Genomic DNA, 20,473 nt, shown 5'->3' with positions numbered 1-20,473 from the left:
AGCTTGCGGCGTTATCGGCTGAGGGGAGCCGAGGTAGTCCGAGGGAACCCGCTGTCCCCCGGCCGGCGTAGCCCGGCGGGCCGTGCGGTGGCGCGCGCCCTTGACTTGCTGCTGTGGACACCTCCGTCGAGCAGCCCCCCGAGCCGCCCGCCCCGGCGGCCGCCGCGCCGTCCCCGGCCGCGTACCGCAACCTCGCCATGGCGACGGTCGGCTTCGCGCTGACCTTCTGGGCGTGGAACCTGATCGCGCCGATGTCCGGGGACTACAAGGACCGGCTCGGGCTCAGCTCGTTCCAGCAGTCGTTCCTGGTGGCCGTGCCGGTGCTCGTCGGGTCGCTCGGCCGGATCCCGGTGGGGGCGCTGACCGACAAGTACGGCGCGAAGCTGATGTTCCCGCTGGTCTCGGCGCTGACGATCGTGCCGGTGCTGCTGCTGATCCCGGCGAAGAACTCCTACGGGGCGATGATCGCGGCCGGTTTCCTGCTGGGGCTCGGCGGGACGACGTTCGCGATCGGTGTTCCGCTGGTCAACTCGTGGTTCCCGCCCGCCAAGCGGGGCTTCGCACTGGGCGTGTTCGGGATGGGCATGGGTGGAGTGGCGCTGTCGGGCTACTTCACGCCGCGCATCGCGCAGCACGGCGACAACCTGCCCTTCCTCGTGGTCGCGGGGGCGCTGGCGGTGTTCGCGCTGCTGGCCGCCGTGCTGGTCAGCGACCACCCCGGCCGGAAGATCCCCACAAAGACGCTGGCGCACCGGCTGGGCGAGGCCGGGAAGCTGCGGGTGACCTGGGAGCTGTCGGCGCTGTACGCGATCGGCTTCGGCGGCATCGTGGCGTTCGGGGTCTATCTGCCGACGTATCTGAAGACCTGGTACGAGATGTCGCCGACCGAGGCGGGCGCCAAGGCGGCCGGGTTCGCCCTGGTCACGGTCGTCTTCCGGCCGATCGGCGGCTGGCTGTCGGACCGGGCCCATCCGGCGCTGGTGACCTCGGTGGCCCTGCTGCTGGCCGCGCTGATGGCGACCGTGCAGGCCTTCGAGCCGCCGCTGGATCCGGTCGGCACGATCGCGCTGCTGGCCATGGCGGCCGGGCTCGGCACCGCGAGCGGCAGTGTGTTCGCCCTGGTCTCGCAGGTGACGCCCCAGCCGAAGGTGGGCAGTGTGACGGGCATCGTCGGCGCGATGGGCGGGCTGGGCGGCTTCGTGCCGCCGCTGGTGATGGGCGCGATCTACAGCGCCAAGGACTCGTACGCGATCGGCTTCATGCTGCTGTCCGATCTGGCGCTGGCGGCGTGTGTGTACGCGTACGGGCGGATGCGGAACATCCAGCGCGCCGGGTGACCTCTCCGCGAGGGAGGAACGGCCGCATTCCCGCCGGAACGCGGCGAGTTGAAGGACCTGAACCGGGTCCGGCCCGCCCCGAAGGCCTAGGCTTCCGGCGTGACCCTCCTTCTTCCCGCGCTCCAGTCCCCCACCGGCCCGACGGCCTCCCGGGAGGCCGTACGCTTCGGTGACCTCTCCCTGACCTACGGCCGGCTGGCCGGGGCCTCCGCCGCGCTCGCCGCCCGCATCGCGGATGCGGGCCGGGTCGCCGTCTGGGCCACCCCGACGCCGGAGACGGTGATCGCGGTGGTGGCGGCGCTGCGGGCCGGAGTCCCGGCCGTGCCGCTCAACCCCCGTACCGGCGAAAGTGAGTTGGCGCACATTCTGGCGGACAGCGAGCCCACGGTGGTACTGGCGGGACCGGACGACGTCCTGCCGCCCGCGCTGGAGAGGCTGCGGCGCGTGGCGGTGGACGCGCGGGCGGAGACCGAGGCCCCGGCGTCGCCCGGTGGCGTCGCGCCGGACCCCGAGGCCCCGACCACGATGGCGGACGAGGCCGCCCCCGAGGCCCCCGCCCTGATCGTCTACACCTCCGGCACCACCGGACCGCCCAAGGGGGCCGTCCTGCCCCGCCGGGCTATCGCCGCGTCACTGGACGCGCTGGAGGACGCCTGGGGGTGGACCGGCGACGACGTCCTGGTCCACGCGCTGCCGCTGTTCCACGTCCACGGGCTGATCCTGGGCGTCCTCGGACCACTGCGGCGCGGCGGCTCCGTTCGCCACCTGGGAAAGTTCGCACCCGAGGGCGTGGCCCGTGAGCTGGGGTCCGGCGGCACGATGCTGTTCGGTGTGCCGACGATGTACCACCGGCTGGCGGAGGTGCTGGACGCCCCCGCGGGCACCGCCGAACGGGACGCGCTGGCGGGGGCGCTGGCCGGGGCCCGGCTGCTGGTCTCCGGTTCGGCGGCGCTGCCCGTGCACGACCACGAGCGCATCGCGGCGGCGACCGGGCGGCGGGTCATCGAGCGGTACGGGATGACGGAGACCCTGATGAACACGGGGATCCGGGCGGACGGCGCCCCGCGCCCCGGCACGGTGGGCCCGGCGCTCGCCGGGGTGGAGCTGCGCCTGGTGGAGGACGACGGCACGGTGCTCGACGCGGCCGGGGCGATCGGCGAGATCCAGGTCCGGGGCCCGAACCTGTTCACCGGATACCTCAACCGGCCGGACGCCACCGCCGCCGCGCACACGGCGGACGGCTGGTTCCGTACGGGGGACGTCGGCACGGTGGACGAGGACGGGTACGTCACGATCGTCGGGCGCAAGGCCACCGACCTGATCAAGAGCGGCGGATACAAGATCGGCGCGGGCGAGATCGAGAACGTGCTGCTCGCCCACCCCGGGGTCCGGGAAGCGGCCGTGACCGGCGAGGAGGACCCCGACCTCGGTGAACGGGTCGTGGCCTGGGTGGTCGCGGCCGACCCCGACTCCCCACCCCCGGCCGAGGAGTTGGCAGGCCATGTGGCGGCCCAGCTGGCCCCGCACAAGCGCCCGCGCACCGTGCACTACCTGGACGCCCTGCCCCGCAACGACCTGGGCAAGATCATGAAGAGGTCGCTCCATGCCTGACGAAGGCTCCTCCCGGATGACGGCACGTGAGGCGATCACGCTGCTCACCGGACCGGCCGGGTTCACCGAGAACCGCCCGCCGCCGCGTCCCCTGCCGCCGGACGGTCCGCTCGGCTGGGCCGGTTACGACTCCGCGCGCGAGCGGGCCGGGGCGCGGACCGGCGAGGAGGAGTCCGTGGTGTACGGCGCCGGGGTCGTCGGAGACCGGGCGTGCGTCCTGCTCTCCTTCGAATTCGGTTTCCTGGGCGGCTCGTTGGGCCGGCTGACGGGCGACCGGCTGGCGGCCGCGTACGAGCTGGCCCTGACCCGGCGGCTGCCGCTGCTCGCACTCGTCGCCACCGGTGGCAGCCGGATGCAGGAGGGCATGGTCGCCCTCACCCAGCTCCAGCGGGTGGCAGCCGCTTCCACCCGGCTGCGGGCGGCCGGGCTCCCGCAGATGGCCGTGCTCCGCGACCCGACGACCGGCGGGGGCTGGGCCACGGTGGGGGCGGGCGCGGATGTGGTGCTGGCCCTGCCCGGTGCGCAGGTCGGCTTCGCCGGGTCCCGGGTGCGGCCGCCGGACGCGGATCCGTACGCGTACAGCGCCGAGGGCCAGTTGGCGGCGGGCCAGGTGGACGCGGTCGTGCCGCCCGGTGAGCTGGCCGCCACGGTGACGCACTGGCTGCGCGCGCTCGGCCCGCACGACGCGCTGCCGGCCGCCCCGTTGCCCCGTGCGCTGTCCACGCCTTCGGCTCCCGCCCGGCTGCCGGAGACCGGGCGGGAGGCGGTTGCGCGGGCCCGCGATCCGCTGCGGCCGCGCGCGGAGGCGTATCTGGCCGACCACTTCACCGTACGGCTCCCCCTGCACGGGGACCGGTGCGGCGGCACGGACCCGGGGCTGCTGTGCGGCTTCGGGCTGCGCGCGGACGGGCTGCCCGTCGCGTACGTCGCCCAGTGCGGGACCCCGACCCGTCCGGCCGGATACCGTGCGGCGGCCCGGACGATCCGGCTCGCGGACCGGCTCGGCGTCCCCGTCCTCACCCTCGTCGACACCCCGGGCGCGGCCAACGACGCCGAGGCGGAACGGGCGGGCGCGGGCGCGGCCATCGCGGACACGTTCGCGGCCATCGCGGCGGCCCGGGTCCCGGTGACGACGCTGGTGATCGGTGAGGGCGGTTCGGGCGGGGCGCTGGCTCTCGCGGCTCCGGGCAACACCCATGTCACGGCGGACAGTTACCGGTGCATCGCAAGGCGGAGGGGCATCCGCATACTGGATGTATGTGGATGTTCCGACAACGCGGCGAGGTGCCGTAGCTGTCGTCGTGCGCCCGCCGGGCATTGCGGGACAGCCCTTAGGGCTGTGGGTCGCGGGCGTCGTAGCGGGCGAAGGCGCGCCACTTCAGCGCGAGCAGGGCCACGCCCGTCACGCACAGGATGCCGCCGCCGGTGACGGCGGCGGTGGGCGAGACGAGGTCGGCGACGGAGCCCGCCAGGAAGTCCCCGAGGCGGGGTCCGCCCGCCACGACGACGATGAAGACGCCCTGGAGCCGGCCGCGCATCTCGTCGGGCACGGCCGCCTGGAGCATGGTGTTGCGGAAGACCATGGAGACGGTGTCGGCGCATCCGGCGAGCGCCAGGAAGAGCAGTCCGAGCCAGAGGTCGCGGGTGAGGCCGAAGACGGCGATGGCGGTGCCCCAGGAGCCGACGGCGAGCAGGATCGCGAGTCCGTGCCGCCGGATCCGCCCGAACCAGCCGGAGAACACCCCGCCGAGCAGAGCGCCCAGGGCCGGGGCGGCGACGAGCAGTCCGGTGGTCCGCGCGTCACCCCCGTACCAGAGGACGGCGACGACCGGGAAGAGGGCGCGGGGGTGGGCGAGGACCATCGCGCACAGGTCGGTGAAGAAGGTCATCCGCAGGTTCGGCCGGGTGCCGAGGAACCGCAGGCCGTCCAGTACGGAGGCCCGCTTGCCCGTGTCGCCCTCCTGCCGGTCGGGGAGCATCGAGGGCAGCCGCCACATGGCGTACAGGGACGCGGTGAAGCAGACGGCGTCCACGGTGTACGCGGCGCGGTAGCCCCACCAGCCGACGATCAATCCGCCCAGCATCGGGCCGACGAGCATGCCCGTCGTGCTGGTCATGGTCGTCAGCGCGTTGGCGGCGGGCAGTTGTCCGGCCGGCAGCAGCCGGGCGATCATCGAGGAGCGGGCCGGTGCGTTGAGGGCGAAGCAGACGGCCTGGAGGGCGACGATCGCGTACAGCAGCCCGACCCGCTCGATGCCCGCGACGGCCGCCGCCACCAGGACGACGGACAGGACGAACGACCCGGCGGCGCTGAACAGGCCGAGCTTGCGCCGGTCGACGGTGTCGGCGACGGCCCCGCCGTAGAGCCCGAAGACGACGAGCGGCACGAGCGAGCAGAACCCGATGAGCCCCACGGAGAACGCGGACCCGGTGATGTCGTAGACCTGGAGCGAGACCGCCAGCGCCGTCATGCCCTGACCGATCCAGGAGACGGTGTTGCCGAACCAGAGCCGCCGGTAGTCGGGCGAGGTCCGCAGCGGCGTCAGGTCGGCGAGTATATGGCTGCGGCGTACAGGTGGTTCGCTCGTTTCGGTCACAAGGGATGGTAGCCACCCCCTCCCCGGCAGGGTCACCCCACCGGCTGCCGCACCAGGGTGTCCCACAGGGCCACCGCGTCGTCGACGGTGGAGCGGAGCCGTTCCGGGGAGACGCCGTCGCGGGCCTCGATCGACGGCCCGTGCGGGATGGTCGCGTAGAAGGCGGCGACGGAGCGGACGTCCGTGCCCGGGGCCCGGCTCCCCCTCCTCGACGGCCCGTTGAAGCCGTTTCTCCAGCTCCGCGACCGAGGTCCGCCGCCACCGGACCAGATGCTCGGCGACCTGCTGTTCTGGTGCGAACAGTTGGTGGCCGACAGGACGATCATGCAGCCGCCGGGCGTCCGGGCCCGGCGCCACCGGCCCGGCGGGTGACGTTCACCGAATGCGACAGGGCCGCACACAGGGTGTGAGCGTCACAGGATCGGTTCACCGAGCCGGCTTCTCCACATGCCCTTTGGCATCGCCGGTGCGCACCGCCTCGAAGTTGCTGCGGCCTCGGGGCGGGTGCGTGCGTGGAAACCGGCTGCCGAATGTCACACCTTTGGTGCTCCCATCAGCCGGATGATGAGGTCGTCGAGGCTGATCAGGCCGGTCAGCCGGCCCTCTTCGTCGCGTACGACGGCGAGGGTGGCCCTGCGGTGCTGGAGCAGCTCGACGGCGTGGGCGACGGTGTGGGTCGGGGCCAGTTCCGGGACGGGGCGGGCCAGTGCCCGGGCTGTCAGGTCTCTGCCCTGGGCGCGGGCGACCAAGGCGTCGCGGGCGTGTACCGAGCCGAGGACCGTTTCGCCGTCGCGCACGAGCAGCCGGGTGTGGTCGGCCGCTGCCGTCGCCGCGAGGACCGCGTTCGTATCGGCTTCTGCTTCGACGTAGCTGATCCGGGCGGCGGGCACCTGGAGTTGTGCCACAGGAGCCTGCGGTTCGCTCAGGGAGCGGGAGATCAGTCCGGAGTCGGCCTCGCTGATCAGGCCGAGGCGCTCCGACTCCTCCACCAGGTGGGCGAGCTGCTCCCGGTTGTGTACGGAGGTGAGCTCGTCGCGGGGGGTGACGCGGCACAGCCGTACGAGCGCGTTGCTGACCTTGTTGAGCACCCAGATCAGCGGGCGCACAAGACGGATCAGGGCGCGGAACGGCGGTGCGAGGAGCATGGCGGAGCGCTCGGGGTGGGCGATGGCCCAGGACTTGGGTGCCATCTCGCCCAGCACCATGTGCAGAAAGACCACCACGGTCATGGCGATGGCGAAGGCGATGCCGTAGCTCAGTGCGCTGGGCAGGCCGAGCCTCTCCAGGAGAGGGTCGATCTCGTGCGAGATGGCGGGCTTGGAGATCGATCCCAGGCCCAGGGTGCAGATGGTGATGCCCAGCTGGGCGCCGGCGAGCATCAGGGACAGTTCGCGCATCCCGGCGAGCGCCGATTTGGCACCGCGTTGGCCCTGGGCGGCTGCGCGTTCCATGCGGTGACGTTTGGCGGCCACCAGGGCGAATTCGGCCGCGACGAAGAAGCCGCTGCCGATCAGCAGGAGGAGGGTGACGGCGAGGGCCAGGGGGAAGCTCATGCGGTCGGCTCCTCGTCGGTGGGGGCGGTATGGGGATCCGCGTCCTGGTCGGTGTCCGGCAGGCGCTCCAGGCGGACGCGGTCGGGGACGTGGCGGTCGAGGGTGCGGACCTCGATGAGGATGTCGCCGACGGTGAGGCGGTCGCCGATGGCCGGAAAGCGGCCGAGCCGGTCCACGATGAGGCCTGCGGCGGTGTCGTAGTCCTCTTCCTCCGGGAGTTCGATGCCGGTGGCTTCGGCGATCTCGTCGAGGCGGCGGCCGGCGTCGACCAGCCACCCGTCTCCGTCCGCGGCCGCGATCTCGATCACCTGGTCGGACTCGTCGGTGATCTCACCGACCAGCTCCTCGGCGATGTCCTCGAAGGTGACGATCCCGGCGAAGCCGCCGTGCTCGTTGAGGACGACCGCGAATTCCTGCTTGTGCTCCTGCATCTGCTCGACGGCGCCGGGCAGCGGCAGCGTGTCGGGCAGCAGCAGGGGGCGCCGTGCCAGTTCACCGGCGGTGATGCGTTCGAGACGGTCGGCCGGCAGGCGCATCAGTTCACGCACGCCGATGACGCCCGTGATGTCGTCGTGGCGCTCGCCGGTGACCGGGTAGTTGGAGTGGCCGTGCTCGGCGATCAGCTGCACGACCTCGGTGGCGGGTGCCTCGGCGCGAACGTAGGCGACCTCGACGCTCGGCACCATGACCTCGTCCAGGGTGCGTTCGGAGAATTCCAGGGCGTGGTCGAGGAGTTCGGCGTTGGCGCGAGGCAGCTGGCCCTGTTCGTGGGACTCGCCGATCAGGTGGCTGAGCTCTTCCAGGGTCGCGCCGTGGTGGAGCTCTTCGACGGGCTCGATGCCGACCTTGCGCAGCAGCTTGTTGGCTGTTGCGTCGAACAGGTGCACCACCGGGCCGACGACCTTGAGGTACGCGAGGGTGGAGGCCGACAGCGACTTGGCGAGCCGCTCGGGGACGGCCAGGGCCAGGTTCTTGGGGGCCAGCTCGCCCAGCACCATCTGCACGACGGTGGCCATGACGAAGGCGAGCGTCACCGAGACTGCGGAGACCGCACCGTCGGAGAGGCCGGTGCCGGTCAGCGCGGGCCGCAGCAACGCGGAGACGGACGGCTCGGCGAGGAAGCCGACGACCAGACCGGTGACGGTGATGCCCAGCTGGGCGCCCGAGAGCATGAACGAGAGCCGTTCGAGCACCTTCACGGCGCGCGCCGCGCGCTTGTCACCCGCTTTCGCCTCACGGGCGAGCGCCAGCCGGTCGGCTGCGACGTAGGCGAATTCCTGCGCGACGAAATAGCCGGTGCCTGCGGTCAGGACGAGGACGGCCAGCAGGCCGAGTACGGCGTTCATCGGACAACCCGGGTATGGGTTACCGGACCGTCGGGGTCCGTCGGACTGGCGGACAAGAGGTGCTCCTTGAGGGGGTGTGGATGAGGACTACGGGTCTGCTGGGACCGAAGTCCCTCGGCCCGATTATCAGGGGGATCCGTGGTGGGCTGCGTGGCCCGTCAGACGGCCGGGCCGACGAGTTCTCCCAGTACGTCTTCCATGGTGACGAAGCCCAGGACCGCGCCCGTGTCCCCCGTGACCGCGGCGAGGTGGCTGCCGGAGGCGCGCAGGGCGGTGAGCGTGTCGTCCAGGGGCGTGTCGATCTGGACGCGGTTCACCGCATGCACGGCGGAGCGCGGGAAGGGCTGGTCGCGGTCCATGACGCCGAGGGTGTCCTGGATGTGGAGGTAGCCCATGACGGTGCCGGTGGGACCGGTGACCGGGAAACGGGAGAATCCGGTCCCCGCGGCGGTGCGCTCCAGCTCGGCCGGGGTGATCGTGTGGTCGACAGTGACCATCTTCGGCGCGGGGACGAAGATCTCGCCGACCGGCCGGGTACCCAGCTCCAGCGCGTCACGCAGCCGCTCGCCGTCCTGCGGCGACAGAAGCCCCGCCGCACTGGAGTCGCGGACCATACGGGCGAGCTCGTCGTCGGTGAAGACGGAGGCGACCTCGTCCCTCGGCTCGACCTTCAGCAGTTTCAGCAGGACGTTGGCGAAGGCGTTGATGGAGAAGATGACCGGGCGCAGTGCGCGGGTGAGGGCGACCAGTGGCGGGCCGAGCAGCAGGGCGGTCCTGACCGGGGCGGCGAGCGCGATGTTCTTGGGCACCATCTCACCGATCAGCATGTGCAGATACGTCGCCAGGCTCAGCGCGATCGCGAAGGCGATCGGATGGACCAGGCCGTGCGGGATGTGGACGGCTTCGAAGCCCGGCTCCAGCAGACGGGCGATGGCGGGCTCGGCGACCGCGCCCAGGACCAGCGAGGTGGCGGTGATGCCGAGCTGGGCTGTGGCCATCATCGGGGAGATGTGCTGCAGCCCCCACAGGGTCAGGCGGGCGCGCTTGTGGCCCGCGCGGGCCTGTGGCTCGATCTGGCTGCGGCGTACGGAGATGAGGGAGAACTCGGCGCCGACGAAGAAGGCGTTGATCAGGATCATCAGAGCGCCGACGGCCAGCTGGATCACGGTCATCGGGCCGTCTCCTCAGCGTCCCGCTGCGGGCCGGGCGCGGGCCCGGGCTCGGTGATGTGCACCCGGTCGGCCCGGTGGTGCTCGACGTCGAGCACGTCCAGCTGCCAGCCGCCGAGGGCGACCGCGTCGCCTTCGACGGGGATGCGCGCGAGATGGGTGGCGATCAGCCCGGCCACGGTCTCGTAGGGCCCGTCGGGGGCGGTCAGGCCGATGCGGGCGAGCTCGTCGATCCGTACGCCGCCGTCGGCCTCCCAGCCTGCGCGGCCGTCCGGTGCGGGCGGGGCGGGGAGGAGGCCGGGGGGCTGTGCGGGGTCGTGCTCGTCGCGGACCTCGCCGACGACTTCCTCGACGATGTCCTCCACGGTCACCACGCCGGCCGTGCCGCCGTACTCGTCGACGACCACCGCCATCGTGCGGTGCTCGCGCATCCGCTCCAGGAGGCGGTCGGCGGGCAGGGAGTCGGGGACCCGCAGCGGTGTGGTGGCCAGCTGGGTGATCGGCGTGCCGGGTCGCTTTCCGGGGTCGAGTGCGAGGACGTCGCGGATGTGGACGGTGCCGATGACCGCGTCGAGGCTGTCCCGGTAGACGGGAAAGCGGGAGAGCCCGGTGGCGTGCGTCAGATTCGCCGCGTCGGCCGCGGTGGCGTGGGCTTCCAGGGCGCGCACGTCGACGCGCGGGGTCATGACGTTCTGGGCGGTCAGGTCGGACAGGTGCAGGGTGCGTACGAACAGTTCGGCGGAGTCCGCCTCTATCCCGCCCTCGGCGGCCGAGTGCCGGGCCAGTGAGGCCAGCTCGGCGGGGGTGCGGACGGAGAGCAGTTCCTCGGCCGGCTCCAGGCCGAAGCGTCGTACGACCCGGTTCGCGGTGCTGTTCAGATGGTGGATGAGAGGGCCGAAGGCCGCGGTGAATCCGCGCTGCGGACCGGCCACCACCTTGGCAACGGCCACGGGGCGCGAGATCGCCCAGTTCTTGGGCACCAGCTCGCCCACGACCATGAGCACGACCGTGGAGACGGCGACGCCCAGGACCGTTGCCGCGGACGACGCGGCGGCGCCGAGCCCCACGGCTTCGAGCGGACCGCGCAGCAGGGCCGCGAGCGACGGCTCGGCGAGCATGCCGATCACCAGGGAGGTGACGGTGATGCCGAGCTGGGCGCCGGACAGCTGGACCGTCAGCTTGCGGACCGCCTTGAGGGCGCTCTCGGCGCCCCGCTCCTCCGCCTCGGCTGCCCGCTCCAGCTCACCGCGCTCGACGGTGGTCAGCGAGAACTCAGCGGCGACGAAGAGCGCACACGCGAGGGTGAGGGCCAGGGCCAGGAGCAGCAGAAGCACTTCGGTCACCGTGCCACCTCCGCTTCCCGGCTCACGTGGTGTGCGCAGGCGGTGGCACGGTTCGTACTGGGAGGCTCGCCCATGACGGGTCGCTCACTCCTTCTCTGCTCGCTTCGGTGAACTGCGGAGGAACCAGTGTCCCGAACCCCATAGTAAAGGGATAGTAAAGTGAATGCTGGATGGATCCGCACCGGAGTACCTTGCCGCGCCCCGGAGCGCTTCACCCTCCCGTCCGCGCCGCCTGCCCGACGCCCTGGCACGTGCAGGGCCCCGGGGGGGCCGCCAGGCCGGATTCCACGTCGTCAAGGGCCTGGCGTGCTGCGGCGAGCTGTGCCCGCAGAGCTTCCGCCGGGTCGTCCACTCGCGGCTGCCGCCCCGGCACGCCCCCCTCCCGCTCCTTCTCCAGCTCCCGGGCTTCCTCCAGGGAATTGATGACGACGCCGATGAGGAGGTTGACCAGCACGAACGAGCCGAGCAGAACGAACGAGCCGAAGTAGAAGACGGTCCAGCGGGAGATCTCCAGGCCGCCGCGTACGGCGTCACCCAATCCGTCGAGGGTCATGAGGAGGAAGAGCGTGAGGGCCGCGCGGCCGAGTGACCCGTAGTGCTCGGGGTCCTCGTCGGCGAAGAACACCCAGCCGACCATGGCGTACACGTACAGCAGGAGCGCCCCGACGAGGGCGAAGCTCAGGGTGCCCGGCAGGCTCTTGCCGACGGCGACGATCACGATCCGCAGCTGCGGCAGGAAACGCGCCGCACGCAGTACCCGCGCCAGGCGCAGGAGCCGCAGTACGGTGGCGTTCTCACGGGCGAACGGCATGAAGGCCAGGGCCACGACGAGCAGGTCGAACACGTTCCAGGGGTCACGGAAGAAGTCCCCGGGGCGGTCGGCGTGGGCGGCTGCCCGCAGCAGTATCTCGGCAGTGAAGGCGGCGAGGAAGAAGTACTCCGCGGCCTTGAGGGCGCCGTGCCATTGATGCACGACACCGCTGTACGTCTCGATTCCGAGCAGGACGGCGTTGGCCGCGATGAGACAGAACACGGCGCTGGAGAAGGCGCTGGAGTCCACGATGCGGCGACTGCGGTACGCGAGCCCGCACCGCAGATACGCAACCGTCCGTTCGGACATGGTTTTTCGTTTCCTCACAGACCTGTTTCGGACATTTCCCGTGAGCCGCAGCGGTATGCGGCCGGAGGGGGGCGACCGCCCTCTATGCTTCTACATGCGTGTAGATATTGCGAGCCGGACTTTCCAATCATCCACTTCCGAGGAGGACTTCATGGCGTCGATCGACCTGGACAAGGTGCTGGACAAGGCATGGGCGGACAAGAGCCTGCCGGAGATACTCGCTGCTCCCGTCGGCGCCCTGAAGGGCGTCTCGGACCGTGACGGCGAGCTGCTGCAGGAGGCGTTCGGCGTCAAGACCGTCCGCGACCTCGCCGAGCTGAAGTACGCCCGTTGGGCGCAGGCCCTGGCGGCACTGGACGCGGCGGCCAAGTAAGCACGATCGGTGGGCTGCCACGCCGCGGGAGTGCGGCAGCCCACCGCCCCGAACCTCCACGTACATCTGAAGGAGAGAACGCCACGATGGTGTTCAAGAAGCTGCTCGGGTCACTCGGCGTAGGCGGCCCCACCGTGGACACGGTTCTGGAAGGCGGCCCGGTCCAGCCCGGCGGGACGCTGCACGGACAGCTCCATCTCGTCGGCGGGAAAGCCGACTTCGACATCGAGCAGATCACCCTGGAGCTCGTCGCCCGGGTCGAGGCGGAACACGAGGACGGCGAAGCCGAAGGGACGGTCCCCTTCGAGCGCTTCACTGTCGGCGGCGGCTTCCGGCTCACCGAGGGCGAGCGTCGAACCATCCCGTTCGCGGTGACGGTGCCATGGGAGACCCCGGTCACCGAGCTTCACGGCCAGTCGCTCGGCGTCGTGCTGGGCCTGAGAACCGAACTGGCGGTGGCGGGCGGCAAGGACAAGGGTGATCTGGACCCGCTGACCGTCCGGCCGCTGCCCGCGCAGGAGGCAGTCCTGGAGGCGTTCGGGCAGCTCGGCTTCGGCTTCAAGTCGGCAGACCTGGAGTACGGACACATCGGCGGCACCGGCCAGCAACTGCCCTTCTACCAGGAAGTCGAGCTCACACCGGCTCCCCAGTATGCGCACGCCATGCGGGAGATCGAGGTGACCTTCCTGGCCAACCCGGGCGGCATGGAGGTAGTCCTGGAGGCCGACAAGCCCGGCGGGCTCTTCTCCTCCGGTCACGACGCCGTCAACCGCTTCACGGTCAGCCACCAGGGCGCCGATCAGCGCGACTGGAACACCGAGGTCGACGGCTGGGTACGCCAACTGGCCGCCGGACACGGGGCCCATGGGGCCCACGCCCCACACGATCACGGCCACGGCTACGGCCACGGCCACGGCCACGGCCACGGCCACGGCCACGGCCACGGCCACGACGAGCATCACCACGGCGACAGTCACCACCGCTCCGGACCCGGCATGGGCACCGTGGTAGCCGCCGGCGCGGCAGGGCTCGCCGTCGGCGTCGTCGGCGGCATGGTGGCAGCCGAAGTCGTCGACGAGGTAGGCGACTTCTTCGAAGGAGACGACGAAGAGGGTGAAGAGGACTGAAGCGCCCGCCCTCCTGATAGTTTCTACACGACTGTAGAAGAATGTGGGTGTCCGGATCGGCCCCCCTTCCGGCCCGGACGCCTCCTGACGCATATGGAGTTCTTATGGCCCTGTGGGATCGCTTCAAGGAGTCCGCGTCAACGATGCAGACGCAGCTCATGGCGAAGAAGAACGACCTCAAGAGCGGCTCCTTCCGCGATGCGAGCATGGCGATGTGCGCCCTGGTCGCCGCAGCCGACGGCACCATCGACCCGGCCGAACGGCAGCGGGTGGCCCAGCTCATCGCCACCAACGACGTGCTGCAGAACTTCGCCGCGGACGACCTTCAGCGCCGCTTCGACGACAACCTGAACAAACTGACCGCCGACTTCGCCTTCGGCAAGGTCAGCGTCCTTCAGGAGATCGCCAAGTCAGGTGCGTGCTCTCGGCGGGCCGGCCGGAAGCCCTCGTACTGGACGTACTCGGGCTTTCGGCCGGTGCGGCGAGAGTGCGTGCCGGGCGTCGCGACAGGGCGAACCTTGGCTGACGCGGCACTAGCGAACGGGGCGCACACCTCGACACGAAGTACCCGGAGGAGCCGGTACGGCAGCACCTCGACACCCTGTGGCCATCCTCGTCGGTGTCGCCGCGGCCTTCCTGAGCACCACCATCGGGGCCGGGCCGGGTGTCGCGGACTCCCAGGGCATCGACCGGACCGATTGGCCGGTCCAGATCGGCCTCGCCGTCGTCGGCGTCCCCGCGCTCGAACGTGTCACGTCCCGGCGCGGACATGCCGCACCAGGCGTGGAGAGGGGACGGGCCTGCGGCACTCAGCCGCAGGCCCGTTCCGCCTTCCCGGCCGACAGATCGCGTCAGCGGATGCCGGTGAAGTCCGCACCCACGACGAGAGTGACGGCACCGGCTGTGGCGTCCACGTCAGGCTTCATGGCGACACCGGGCAGCCGGGAGGCGAGCACCCCGGCCTGCTTTTCGAGGCCCTCCGGGTGGACGACCGTAGTCTTCTCCGCGGAGTCGGGCGCATTGCCCGTGCCGGTGATGGTGTAGCCCGCCGCCCTCAGCGTTTCGGCGACCTTCGCGGCCTGACCGGGCACCCCGCTGCCGTTGAGGACTTGCACGCGTACCGTGGCCGCGTACACCGGATCCTCGGAGTCTGCGGCCACCTTCTCCTTGTCGACCTCCTGGTCCCTGGCCATCGAGGCGAAGAGATCGGCGGCCTGCGGGTACTGCCAGACCACGTTGGCCTTGTCGGAGGGAACGTCCGCCTCGCGTCCGTAATTGGGCACGGTCAGGAAGGTCAGCCGGTCGCTCGGGATGCTCTTGATGTCGTTCGCCAGACCCGTCAGCGGCTTGATACCCGCCAGCTTCTCGTCCGTGGTCAGGGACCTGGTCGCCGAGTCCAGGAAGTCGTACAGAGCGGCCGGGTCGGTGAGCTTCTGCTGCGCCTTCGCGGCGAGGGCTTTCATGAACTCCTGCTGCCGGCCGATGCGCCCGAGGTCCGAGCCGTCCCCCACGCTGTAGCGGGTGCGGACGTATCCGAGAGCGTTCTCGTCCTTGACGGTCTGACATCCCGCCTCCATGTCGAGGTGTGCCTTCTCGTCGCGGATCGCCGTCTCGGGGCAGACCTCGATACCGTCGAGAGCGTTGACCATGCCCTTGAAGCCCTGGAAGTCGACGGACATGAAGTGGTCGATACGCAGGCCGGTGGACTGCTCCACCGTCTTGGTCGTGCAGGCGGCGGCTCCCGAGACGTCGCCGTTCGTACCACCGATGGCATAAGCCGCGTTGATCTTGGAATGGCTCGGCGTGGAGAGCACCCCGTCGCCCCGGTCACAGGCCGGAACCCTCACCCAGGAGTCCCGCGGCAGGGAGACGACCGTGGCCCATCGCCTGTCCGCGGACAGATGCAGGACCATCAGGGTGTCCGACTGCATGGTGACCAGGCCTTTGCCGTACTTCGCGTTCTTGCCGTCACGCGAGTCGGAGCCCACCACCAGGATGTTCTTCGAGCCCGGACTCAGGTTGACCGGCCTGTCGCCGCCCAGCTTGTTGTCGACGTCCGCGGACTTGATGTTCCCGTCCAGCCCCTGGTAGACCCAGGCCCCCACTCCGGCGGTCACCAGCGTGAGGACAGCCAGCGCGCCTCCGGCCCACAGCGCTATTCGTCCGCGTCGGGTCAGCCGGGCGGTCCCCGCTTCCACCCTGCGGCGTCGCCGCGTCGGCTGTCCCCGGCGACCGCGTCGCCTCCGGTCCTGCGTACCCACCTGATGCCCTCCGGCCCTTCGCGCTCGTTCGTCTGCAACCGCCGCTCCACGCGGCGCGTGAACTCTACAGTCGCGTAGAGGTGGGGAGTGTGTGGTCGGGGATGCCTCGGGCTACCCGTAGGTGGCGGCTTGCAGGACGAAGAACAAGGCGATCGCCGCGTTGAGCGCGGACAGGGTCGACGCGGCCGTTCCGGCTGCGGCGACGATGGCGGCGATTCCGGCCGCGGTCAGTGCCGGCGGCCGGCCACCGGCCGGCGGAACCGGCCCCAGCAGTGCGGCAACGCGCCGCGGTACCGGACCGGCCCCGGCGAAGGCGGCCAAGCCGGGTACCACCGCGCGCTGGGAGATCAGTGCGGCCTTGCCGACGGCTCGTGCCACGGTCCGGCGGTCCCCGGTGACCCGGGCGGCTTCCTCGTCGGCCCAGCGCTCCGTGCTGTACTCCACCGCCGCACGGAACGGGCGCAGCAGCGGGTTCGCGCAGCCTGCGAGCTGCACCGTGATCAGAAGGCGGTGGTGCCGGCCGGCGAGATGGGCGCGCTCATGGGCGAGCAGCGCGCGGCGCTCTGCCTGGTTCAGGCCGGAGAGCATGCCGGTGGAAACCAGGATCCGGCCCGGAGATCCCGGCAGCGCGTACGCGTACGGCACCTCATCGGCGAGTACGGCGACCTGCGAAGCGCCGGCATGAGCGGCCAGCGTGCGGTGGGCTCGGGCACGGAAACCGTAGTGCCGTCGCAGCGCCAGCGCGCACGCCGCGACCACGAGGGCGAGAGCTCCGATGGACGCCTTTCCGGCCACCTCGTCGTACGGAACCGCCTCTCGCACCTCTGGATCGGACCAGCTGTCGGGCAGCGGGTTGCCGGGTAACTGCGCCGTTCCGACCACGACCAGGAGCCCGAGGCACAACGTGCTGCACGCGGCGAGGATCGCCCCCACCCAGGTCAGCAGCAACGCCACGATGCGCGGATGCAGATACTGTTCGGCCAGCCGTGCGATCGGCAGCGCGGTCAGCGGCAGGATCAGGGGCAGGAAGACGAAGACACCCATCGGTCAACGCTCCGGATCATCAGCTTCGTTGAGGAGGGAACGCAGGAGCTGCTCGTCGTGTGAGGACAGGGACGACACGAAACTGGAGAGCACCGCATCGCGGTCCTTCTGGTTGTCGAGCAGCTTGCGCATGCGCATGGCCACCAGACCGGCCCCGTCCGCCACCGGCGTCCACTCGAAGGACCGGCCGGCCCTGGTACGGGCCACCGCCTTCTTCGCGTACAGCCTGGTCAGAATCGTAATGACCGTGGTGTACGCCAGATCGCCGCCGAGCTGTTCCTGGACCCACGCGGCAGTGACCGGGCCCGGTGCCGAGCCGAGCGACGACAGCACCTGCATCTCAAGTTCGCCCTGGCGCCTGCGCCCGCGTCCATCGGGACCCGTTCTCTCCATGCCGTCAGCCATGGCGCGGCCTCCTCTCCGTTCCGCCGCCCCGAACCGGTACGAGCGTCGAGGAGGCATCGTACTGGCCACCCCACGCCGGCCCGGCTGACGTGTCAGCACCATCCGCGTCCTGTGCCGAGCGAGGACCTGCCCGAGGGCGGCCCTCGCACCACACGGGTCCAGGAGGACGCACGACCGCCCGCACGCCACACAGCGGACACCGGGTGCCGGCTGCGAGCGCCTTGCGACGCGAGGGACATCAGATCGGCCACCAGGCCGGCTGATCGCTTGAACCACGGCCCCTCAGGGCTGCGGTGTCCGGGTCGGACCCTCCTCGGCTGCGAGAACGCAGGCCTTGATCCGGTTACGGTCGACTTTGCCGGTGGAGGTTCTGGGCAGCGGGTCCGTCACCATCTCGATCACGCTGGGGATCGCCGCGCGTACCGTGCGCTCCGAGCAATGCCGGCGCAGCGAGAGGCTGTTCACGCTTCCCGCCTCGGTCAGCCGGAGGCGGGCGTGCAGGCGATGACCGGCGACCGGATCGGGGAGGGCGATGACGGCGGCCTCGGCGACGGCGGGATGGTCCAGGAGGATCTGCTCCACACTCTGGGTACTGACCTGGAAACCACGCACCTTCACCAGGTAGTCGGCCCGGCCGATCACGCTCAGGGCGCCGTCCTCGTGCAGGGTGACCATGTCGCCGGTGCGGTAGTAGACGAGGCCGGGTGCACCGTCGGGGTGCGGGGCGAAGGTCTTCTCGTTGGGCGCGTTCACGTATCCCGCGCTCTGGAAAGGGGTGCTGACCAAGAGCTCGCCCTGACCGGGACCGGTCAACGCCCGGCCGTCCTGGCCGGTGATCAGCCAGCGCACACCGGCCAGCGGCCGGCCGATCGGCAGTGGGGTGCGGAGGGGCCGGTCCTGGTCCACTTCGTGGAGGAAGCTGTTGTTCGTCTCGGTACAGCCGTAGTTGTTGTACCAGCGTGCCTTGGAGAAGGTGGTGGACACCCCGGCCAGCACACGAGCGGGCATGCTGTCACCGGCGAAGATGACGTGCTCGGGCGTGTCGAGAGGACCGCTTTCCGCTGTCGCCTCCGCGAGCAGCTGGAAGAGCATCGGCACGCCCTGGACCACGGACACCGCGTGATCGGCGACCAGATCACGCAGATAGCCGGCCGAGGCGCCCCTGCCCGGGTCGACCAGCACGACGGTCCCGCCGTACGCCAGCGTCGTCCACACGTCCAGCATGCAGAGATCGAAGTTGAGGGGCGCGTAGTTGAGGACAGCGACGCCGGTCGTGATCCCGAAGGTCTCGGCCGCCCAGTCGGTGAAACGGCCGACCGCCCCGGACGACAGCGGAACGACCTTGGGCAGGCCGGTCGAGCCGGACGTGGTGAGCATGAAGGTCACGGCTTCGTCGTCGACGACCGCGGCGGGGGGGTACTCCTCGCAGCCCCTGGGAGCCCCGGCTGGATCCACCACCCGGTCGACGGGTGGAGCGTCGGCGAGGCCGAGCACCACCGCGCATCCCGCCTGCTGGTAGAGGGCTTTCAGGGGTGCTTCGGGCAGCTCGTGCGAGGGCAGCAGGAAAGTCCGGCCGGCCATCAGGCAGCCGAGCACCAGGGCCACGGCTTCCGGGGACTTGCGTACCAGCAGACCGACGGGACGGCCGGCGTCCGGCGCCGCCTCCTCGACCTGGGTGCGTGCCCTGGAGGCCATGGCGTACAGATCGCCGTAACTGACGGACCGGTCCTCCCAGATGAGCGCGGGTGCGCCGGGGTGGGCGGCCGCGCGAGCCGTGAACGACGCCACGAGCGAGCGGGTCATGCCGCGCCACCCGCTTCCGCCCGCTCGGCCGTCGCCCGGATGGTCCGCACGGAACGGAAGTTACCGGCTGTCAGCTCAGGGCCGGTCAGGGTGATGCCGTGCTGCTTCCCCAGCCAGCTCGCGATGTGCAGCACCCCGAGACTGTCGATCACTCCGGTCGCCAACAGGTCGTAATCATGCTCGAGTTCGGACGACTCGACGCCGGGAAGAAAGCGCTCGACTACGAATTGGGCGATCTCATCCTCGGAGATCCTGAACACTGCCTTCGGTTCGATCCGGGACTCGGTGGTCATTGTTGTCTCCCATCCTGGGGCCGTGACATGGGGAGCACCGCCTTGTCTCAATGTTCGGTCTCACACCTCGACGAGCGTGCAGAACCAGTGCATGCCGGGGGAGGCGACACCCGCGAGGGCAACGAGGTCCCCCGGGACCAGCTCTCCGGCCTCTGCGTGCAGGTGGAGGGAGACCAGTTGATCGGCAGCGCCCATGTGCCCCAGCCGGCGGGCGAGTCCGGCGTTGGTGCGGTCGACGTGGATGCCGATCGCGTCGGCGGCGCCGTGGATCGCCCGTTGGCTGTCGTTGAAGTAGATGAGCCGGGCCAGTTCGCTCCGGTCCCGGCCGGCCCGCGCCAGAGCCTGATCGACCACGTCGGCGAACCGCCCGACGACCTCCCCGATGAACCGCCCGAAGCGCTCGGGGTCCTCGCCGAAGTGTTCGTAGACCGCGAGCATCGGGTCCACGTCCCGGTGGGTCCGGCCCGGGGGCGGTACGGGGTGGGCGGAACCGCCGACCTCGATACGGAACAGATCCGCGAACTCGGGATTGGTGAAGCTCGCGGAGGAGAGCCGGCGGAAGCGTGGATGCCCACGCCGCAGGACGGCGGCGGCGGCTCCGTCACTGGCGATGGTGCCGTTGAAGTCCATCCGGTTGGTGTGCGTCTCGCTGACCACGTTGACCATGGCCACCAGTACGGTGCCCGTGTCGGGCGAGAGCGCCATCGCACCCGCCGCGTGGTCGAGGGCCGGCGACCACGCGGCACAGGACTGGGTGAACAGCACGGTGGGGGTGCCATGGGCGCCGAGCGCCCTGGCCACCGCCGCCGAGGGGTCCCATCCCAGGTACTGGGGGATGTCGGAGTGGCCGAGGACGATCAGGTCCACGTCCTCGATGCCGAGGCCGGCGTTCTCCAGGGCGGCGCGGGACGCCTCGGCCGCCAGGTCGACCGCGGTCACACCGTCGGCCACCCGGTGATAGCCCTCGTAGCCCAGCTTGGTGACAGCCTCGGGGTCGGGAAGGTACTCGCCCGCGGTCCCGGCCACATCGCGTGGAGTGCCGAACGCGGTACCGGTCGCGACGATGCCCATCTCCACCGGAGTCTCCACTC

General features: G+C 70.9%; 18 protein-coding genes and 1 pseudogene. 6 read left to right on the top strand and 13 right to left on the bottom strand.

From position 1 onward, the window contains the following. The first annotated feature begins 113 nt into the window (after positions 1–113). The 3 genes from IG90_RS0119570 (at position 114) to IG90_RS42155 (ending at position 4,377) form a co-directional block, all read left to right on the top strand. A complete protein-coding gene (locus IG90_RS0119570) occupies positions 114–1,337 on the top strand; it encodes an MFS transporter (protein WP_030585893.1) in 1,224 nt (407 codons plus the stop codon). A gap of 99 nt (positions 1,338–1,436) precedes the next feature. Then, complete coding sequence (locus IG90_RS0119565; protein WP_030585890.1) at positions 1,437–2,948, top strand: acyl-CoA synthetase; 1,512 nt, start codon at positions 1,437–1,439, stop codon at positions 2,946–2,948. Next, a complete protein-coding gene (locus tag IG90_RS42155) occupies positions 2,941–4,377 on the top strand; it encodes a carboxyl transferase domain-containing protein (RefSeq protein ID WP_245170715.1) in 1,437 nt (478 codons plus the stop codon). The genes IG90_RS0119565 and IG90_RS42155 overlap by 8 nt, the downstream gene beginning before the upstream one ends. On the opposite strand, the gene IG90_RS0119555 is transcribed toward IG90_RS42155, so the two are convergent. From IG90_RS0119555 to IG90_RS0119525, 7 genes are all read right to left on the bottom strand, one after another. Continuing rightward, on the bottom strand, positions 4,280–5,545 hold the full coding sequence (locus tag IG90_RS0119555; RefSeq protein ID WP_030585886.1) for an MFS transporter: 1,266 nt from the start codon (positions 5,543–5,545) through the stop codon (positions 4,280–4,282). The genes IG90_RS42155 and IG90_RS0119555 overlap by 98 nt on opposite strands. 32 nt (positions 5,546–5,577) lie before the next feature. Then, a complete protein-coding gene (locus IG90_RS39570; RefSeq protein WP_233436016.1) occupies positions 5,578–5,871 on the bottom strand; it encodes a hypothetical protein in 294 nt (97 codons plus the stop codon). Between the two features lie 207 nt (positions 5,872–6,078). After that, the gene (locus IG90_RS0119545; protein WP_030585883.1) at positions 6,079–7,098 is read right to left on the bottom strand and encodes a hemolysin family protein; all 1,020 of its coding nucleotides are present in this window, start codon (positions 7,096–7,098) and stop codon (positions 6,079–6,081) included. After that, the gene (locus IG90_RS0119540) at positions 7,095–8,444 is read right to left on the bottom strand and encodes a hemolysin family protein (RefSeq protein WP_033894400.1); all 1,350 of its coding nucleotides are present in this window, start codon (positions 8,442–8,444) and stop codon (positions 7,095–7,097) included. The genes IG90_RS0119545 and IG90_RS0119540 overlap by 4 nt, the downstream gene beginning before the upstream one ends. Before the next feature lie 158 nt (positions 8,445–8,602). Then, positions 8,603–9,616, bottom strand: coding sequence for a hemolysin family protein (locus IG90_RS0119535; protein WP_030585879.1), 1,014 nt, complete (start codon positions 9,614–9,616; stop codon positions 8,603–8,605). After that, a complete protein-coding gene (locus IG90_RS0119530) occupies positions 9,613–10,956 on the bottom strand; it encodes a hemolysin family protein (RefSeq protein WP_033894398.1) in 1,344 nt (447 codons plus the stop codon). Before IG90_RS0119530 ends, IG90_RS0119535 begins: the two co-directional genes overlap by 4 nt. A gap of 211 nt (positions 10,957–11,167) precedes the next feature. Then, positions 11,168–12,076 (bottom strand): ion transporter, encoded by a 909-nt coding sequence (locus IG90_RS0119525; RefSeq protein ID WP_051860140.1) that lies wholly within the window; start codon positions 12,074–12,076, stop codon positions 11,168–11,170. Positions 12,077–12,227: 151 nt separating this feature from the next. Here IG90_RS0119525 and IG90_RS0119520 point away from each other — a divergent pair, with 151 nt between their 5' ends. The 3 genes and pseudogenes from IG90_RS0119520 to IG90_RS42150 form a co-directional block, all read left to right on the top strand. Continuing rightward, positions 12,228–12,449: a hypothetical protein gene (locus IG90_RS0119520; protein ID WP_030585873.1), complete on the top strand. Its 222-nt coding sequence runs from the start codon at positions 12,228–12,230 to the stop codon at positions 12,447–12,449. A gap of 86 nt (positions 12,450–12,535) precedes the next feature. Continuing rightward, complete coding sequence (locus IG90_RS0119515; RefSeq protein ID WP_030585871.1) at positions 12,536–13,576, top strand: sporulation protein; 1,041 nt, start codon at positions 12,536–12,538, stop codon at positions 13,574–13,576. 104 nt (positions 13,577–13,680) lie between these two features. Then, positions 13,681–13,989, top strand: a pseudogene (locus IG90_RS42150) (tellurite resistance TerB family protein); the annotation flags it as partial. 438 nt (positions 13,990–14,427) lie between these two features. Here IG90_RS42150 and IG90_RS0119510 read toward each other — a convergent pair. From IG90_RS0119510 to IG90_RS0119485, 6 genes are all read right to left on the bottom strand, one after another. Further along, positions 14,428–15,753 (bottom strand): LCP family protein, encoded by a 1,326-nt coding sequence (locus IG90_RS0119510; RefSeq protein ID WP_106972953.1) that lies wholly within the window; start codon positions 15,751–15,753, stop codon positions 14,428–14,430. 195 nt (positions 15,754–15,948) lie between these two features. Beyond that, positions 15,949–16,881 carry a M56 family metallopeptidase gene (locus IG90_RS0119505; protein WP_030585867.1) on the bottom strand — a complete coding sequence of 311 codons (933 nt, stop codon included), beginning with the start codon at positions 16,879–16,881 and terminating at the stop codon, positions 15,949–15,951. Between the two features lie 3 nt (positions 16,882–16,884). After that, a complete protein-coding gene (locus IG90_RS0119500) occupies positions 16,885–17,286 on the bottom strand; it encodes a BlaI/MecI/CopY family transcriptional regulator (RefSeq protein WP_106972946.1) in 402 nt (133 codons plus the stop codon). A gap of 282 nt (positions 17,287–17,568) precedes the next feature. Then, entirely contained in the window at positions 17,569–19,089 is a 1,521-nt protein-coding gene (locus IG90_RS0119495; RefSeq protein WP_030585864.1) for an AMP-binding protein, read from the bottom strand. Beyond that, positions 19,086–19,382 (bottom strand): hypothetical protein, encoded by a 297-nt coding sequence (locus tag IG90_RS0119490; RefSeq protein WP_030585861.1) that lies wholly within the window; start codon positions 19,380–19,382, stop codon positions 19,086–19,088. The genes IG90_RS0119495 and IG90_RS0119490 overlap by 4 nt, the downstream gene beginning before the upstream one ends. Before the next feature lie 60 nt (positions 19,383–19,442). Next, on the bottom strand, positions 19,443–20,471 hold the full coding sequence (locus tag IG90_RS0119485) for a 3-oxoacyl-ACP synthase III family protein (RefSeq protein ID WP_078585299.1): 1,029 nt from the start codon (positions 20,469–20,471) through the stop codon (positions 19,443–19,445). Positions 20,472–20,473 lie beyond the last annotated feature (2 nt).

The sequence above is a fragment of the Streptomyces anulatus genome (genome assembly GCF_000721175.1).
GTDB lineage: Bacteria > Actinomycetota > Actinomycetes > Streptomycetales > Streptomycetaceae > Streptomyces > Streptomyces anulatus_C.
Note: the sequence above shows the minus strand (reverse complement) of the source record. Positions and strands in the feature narration are given on the sequence as shown.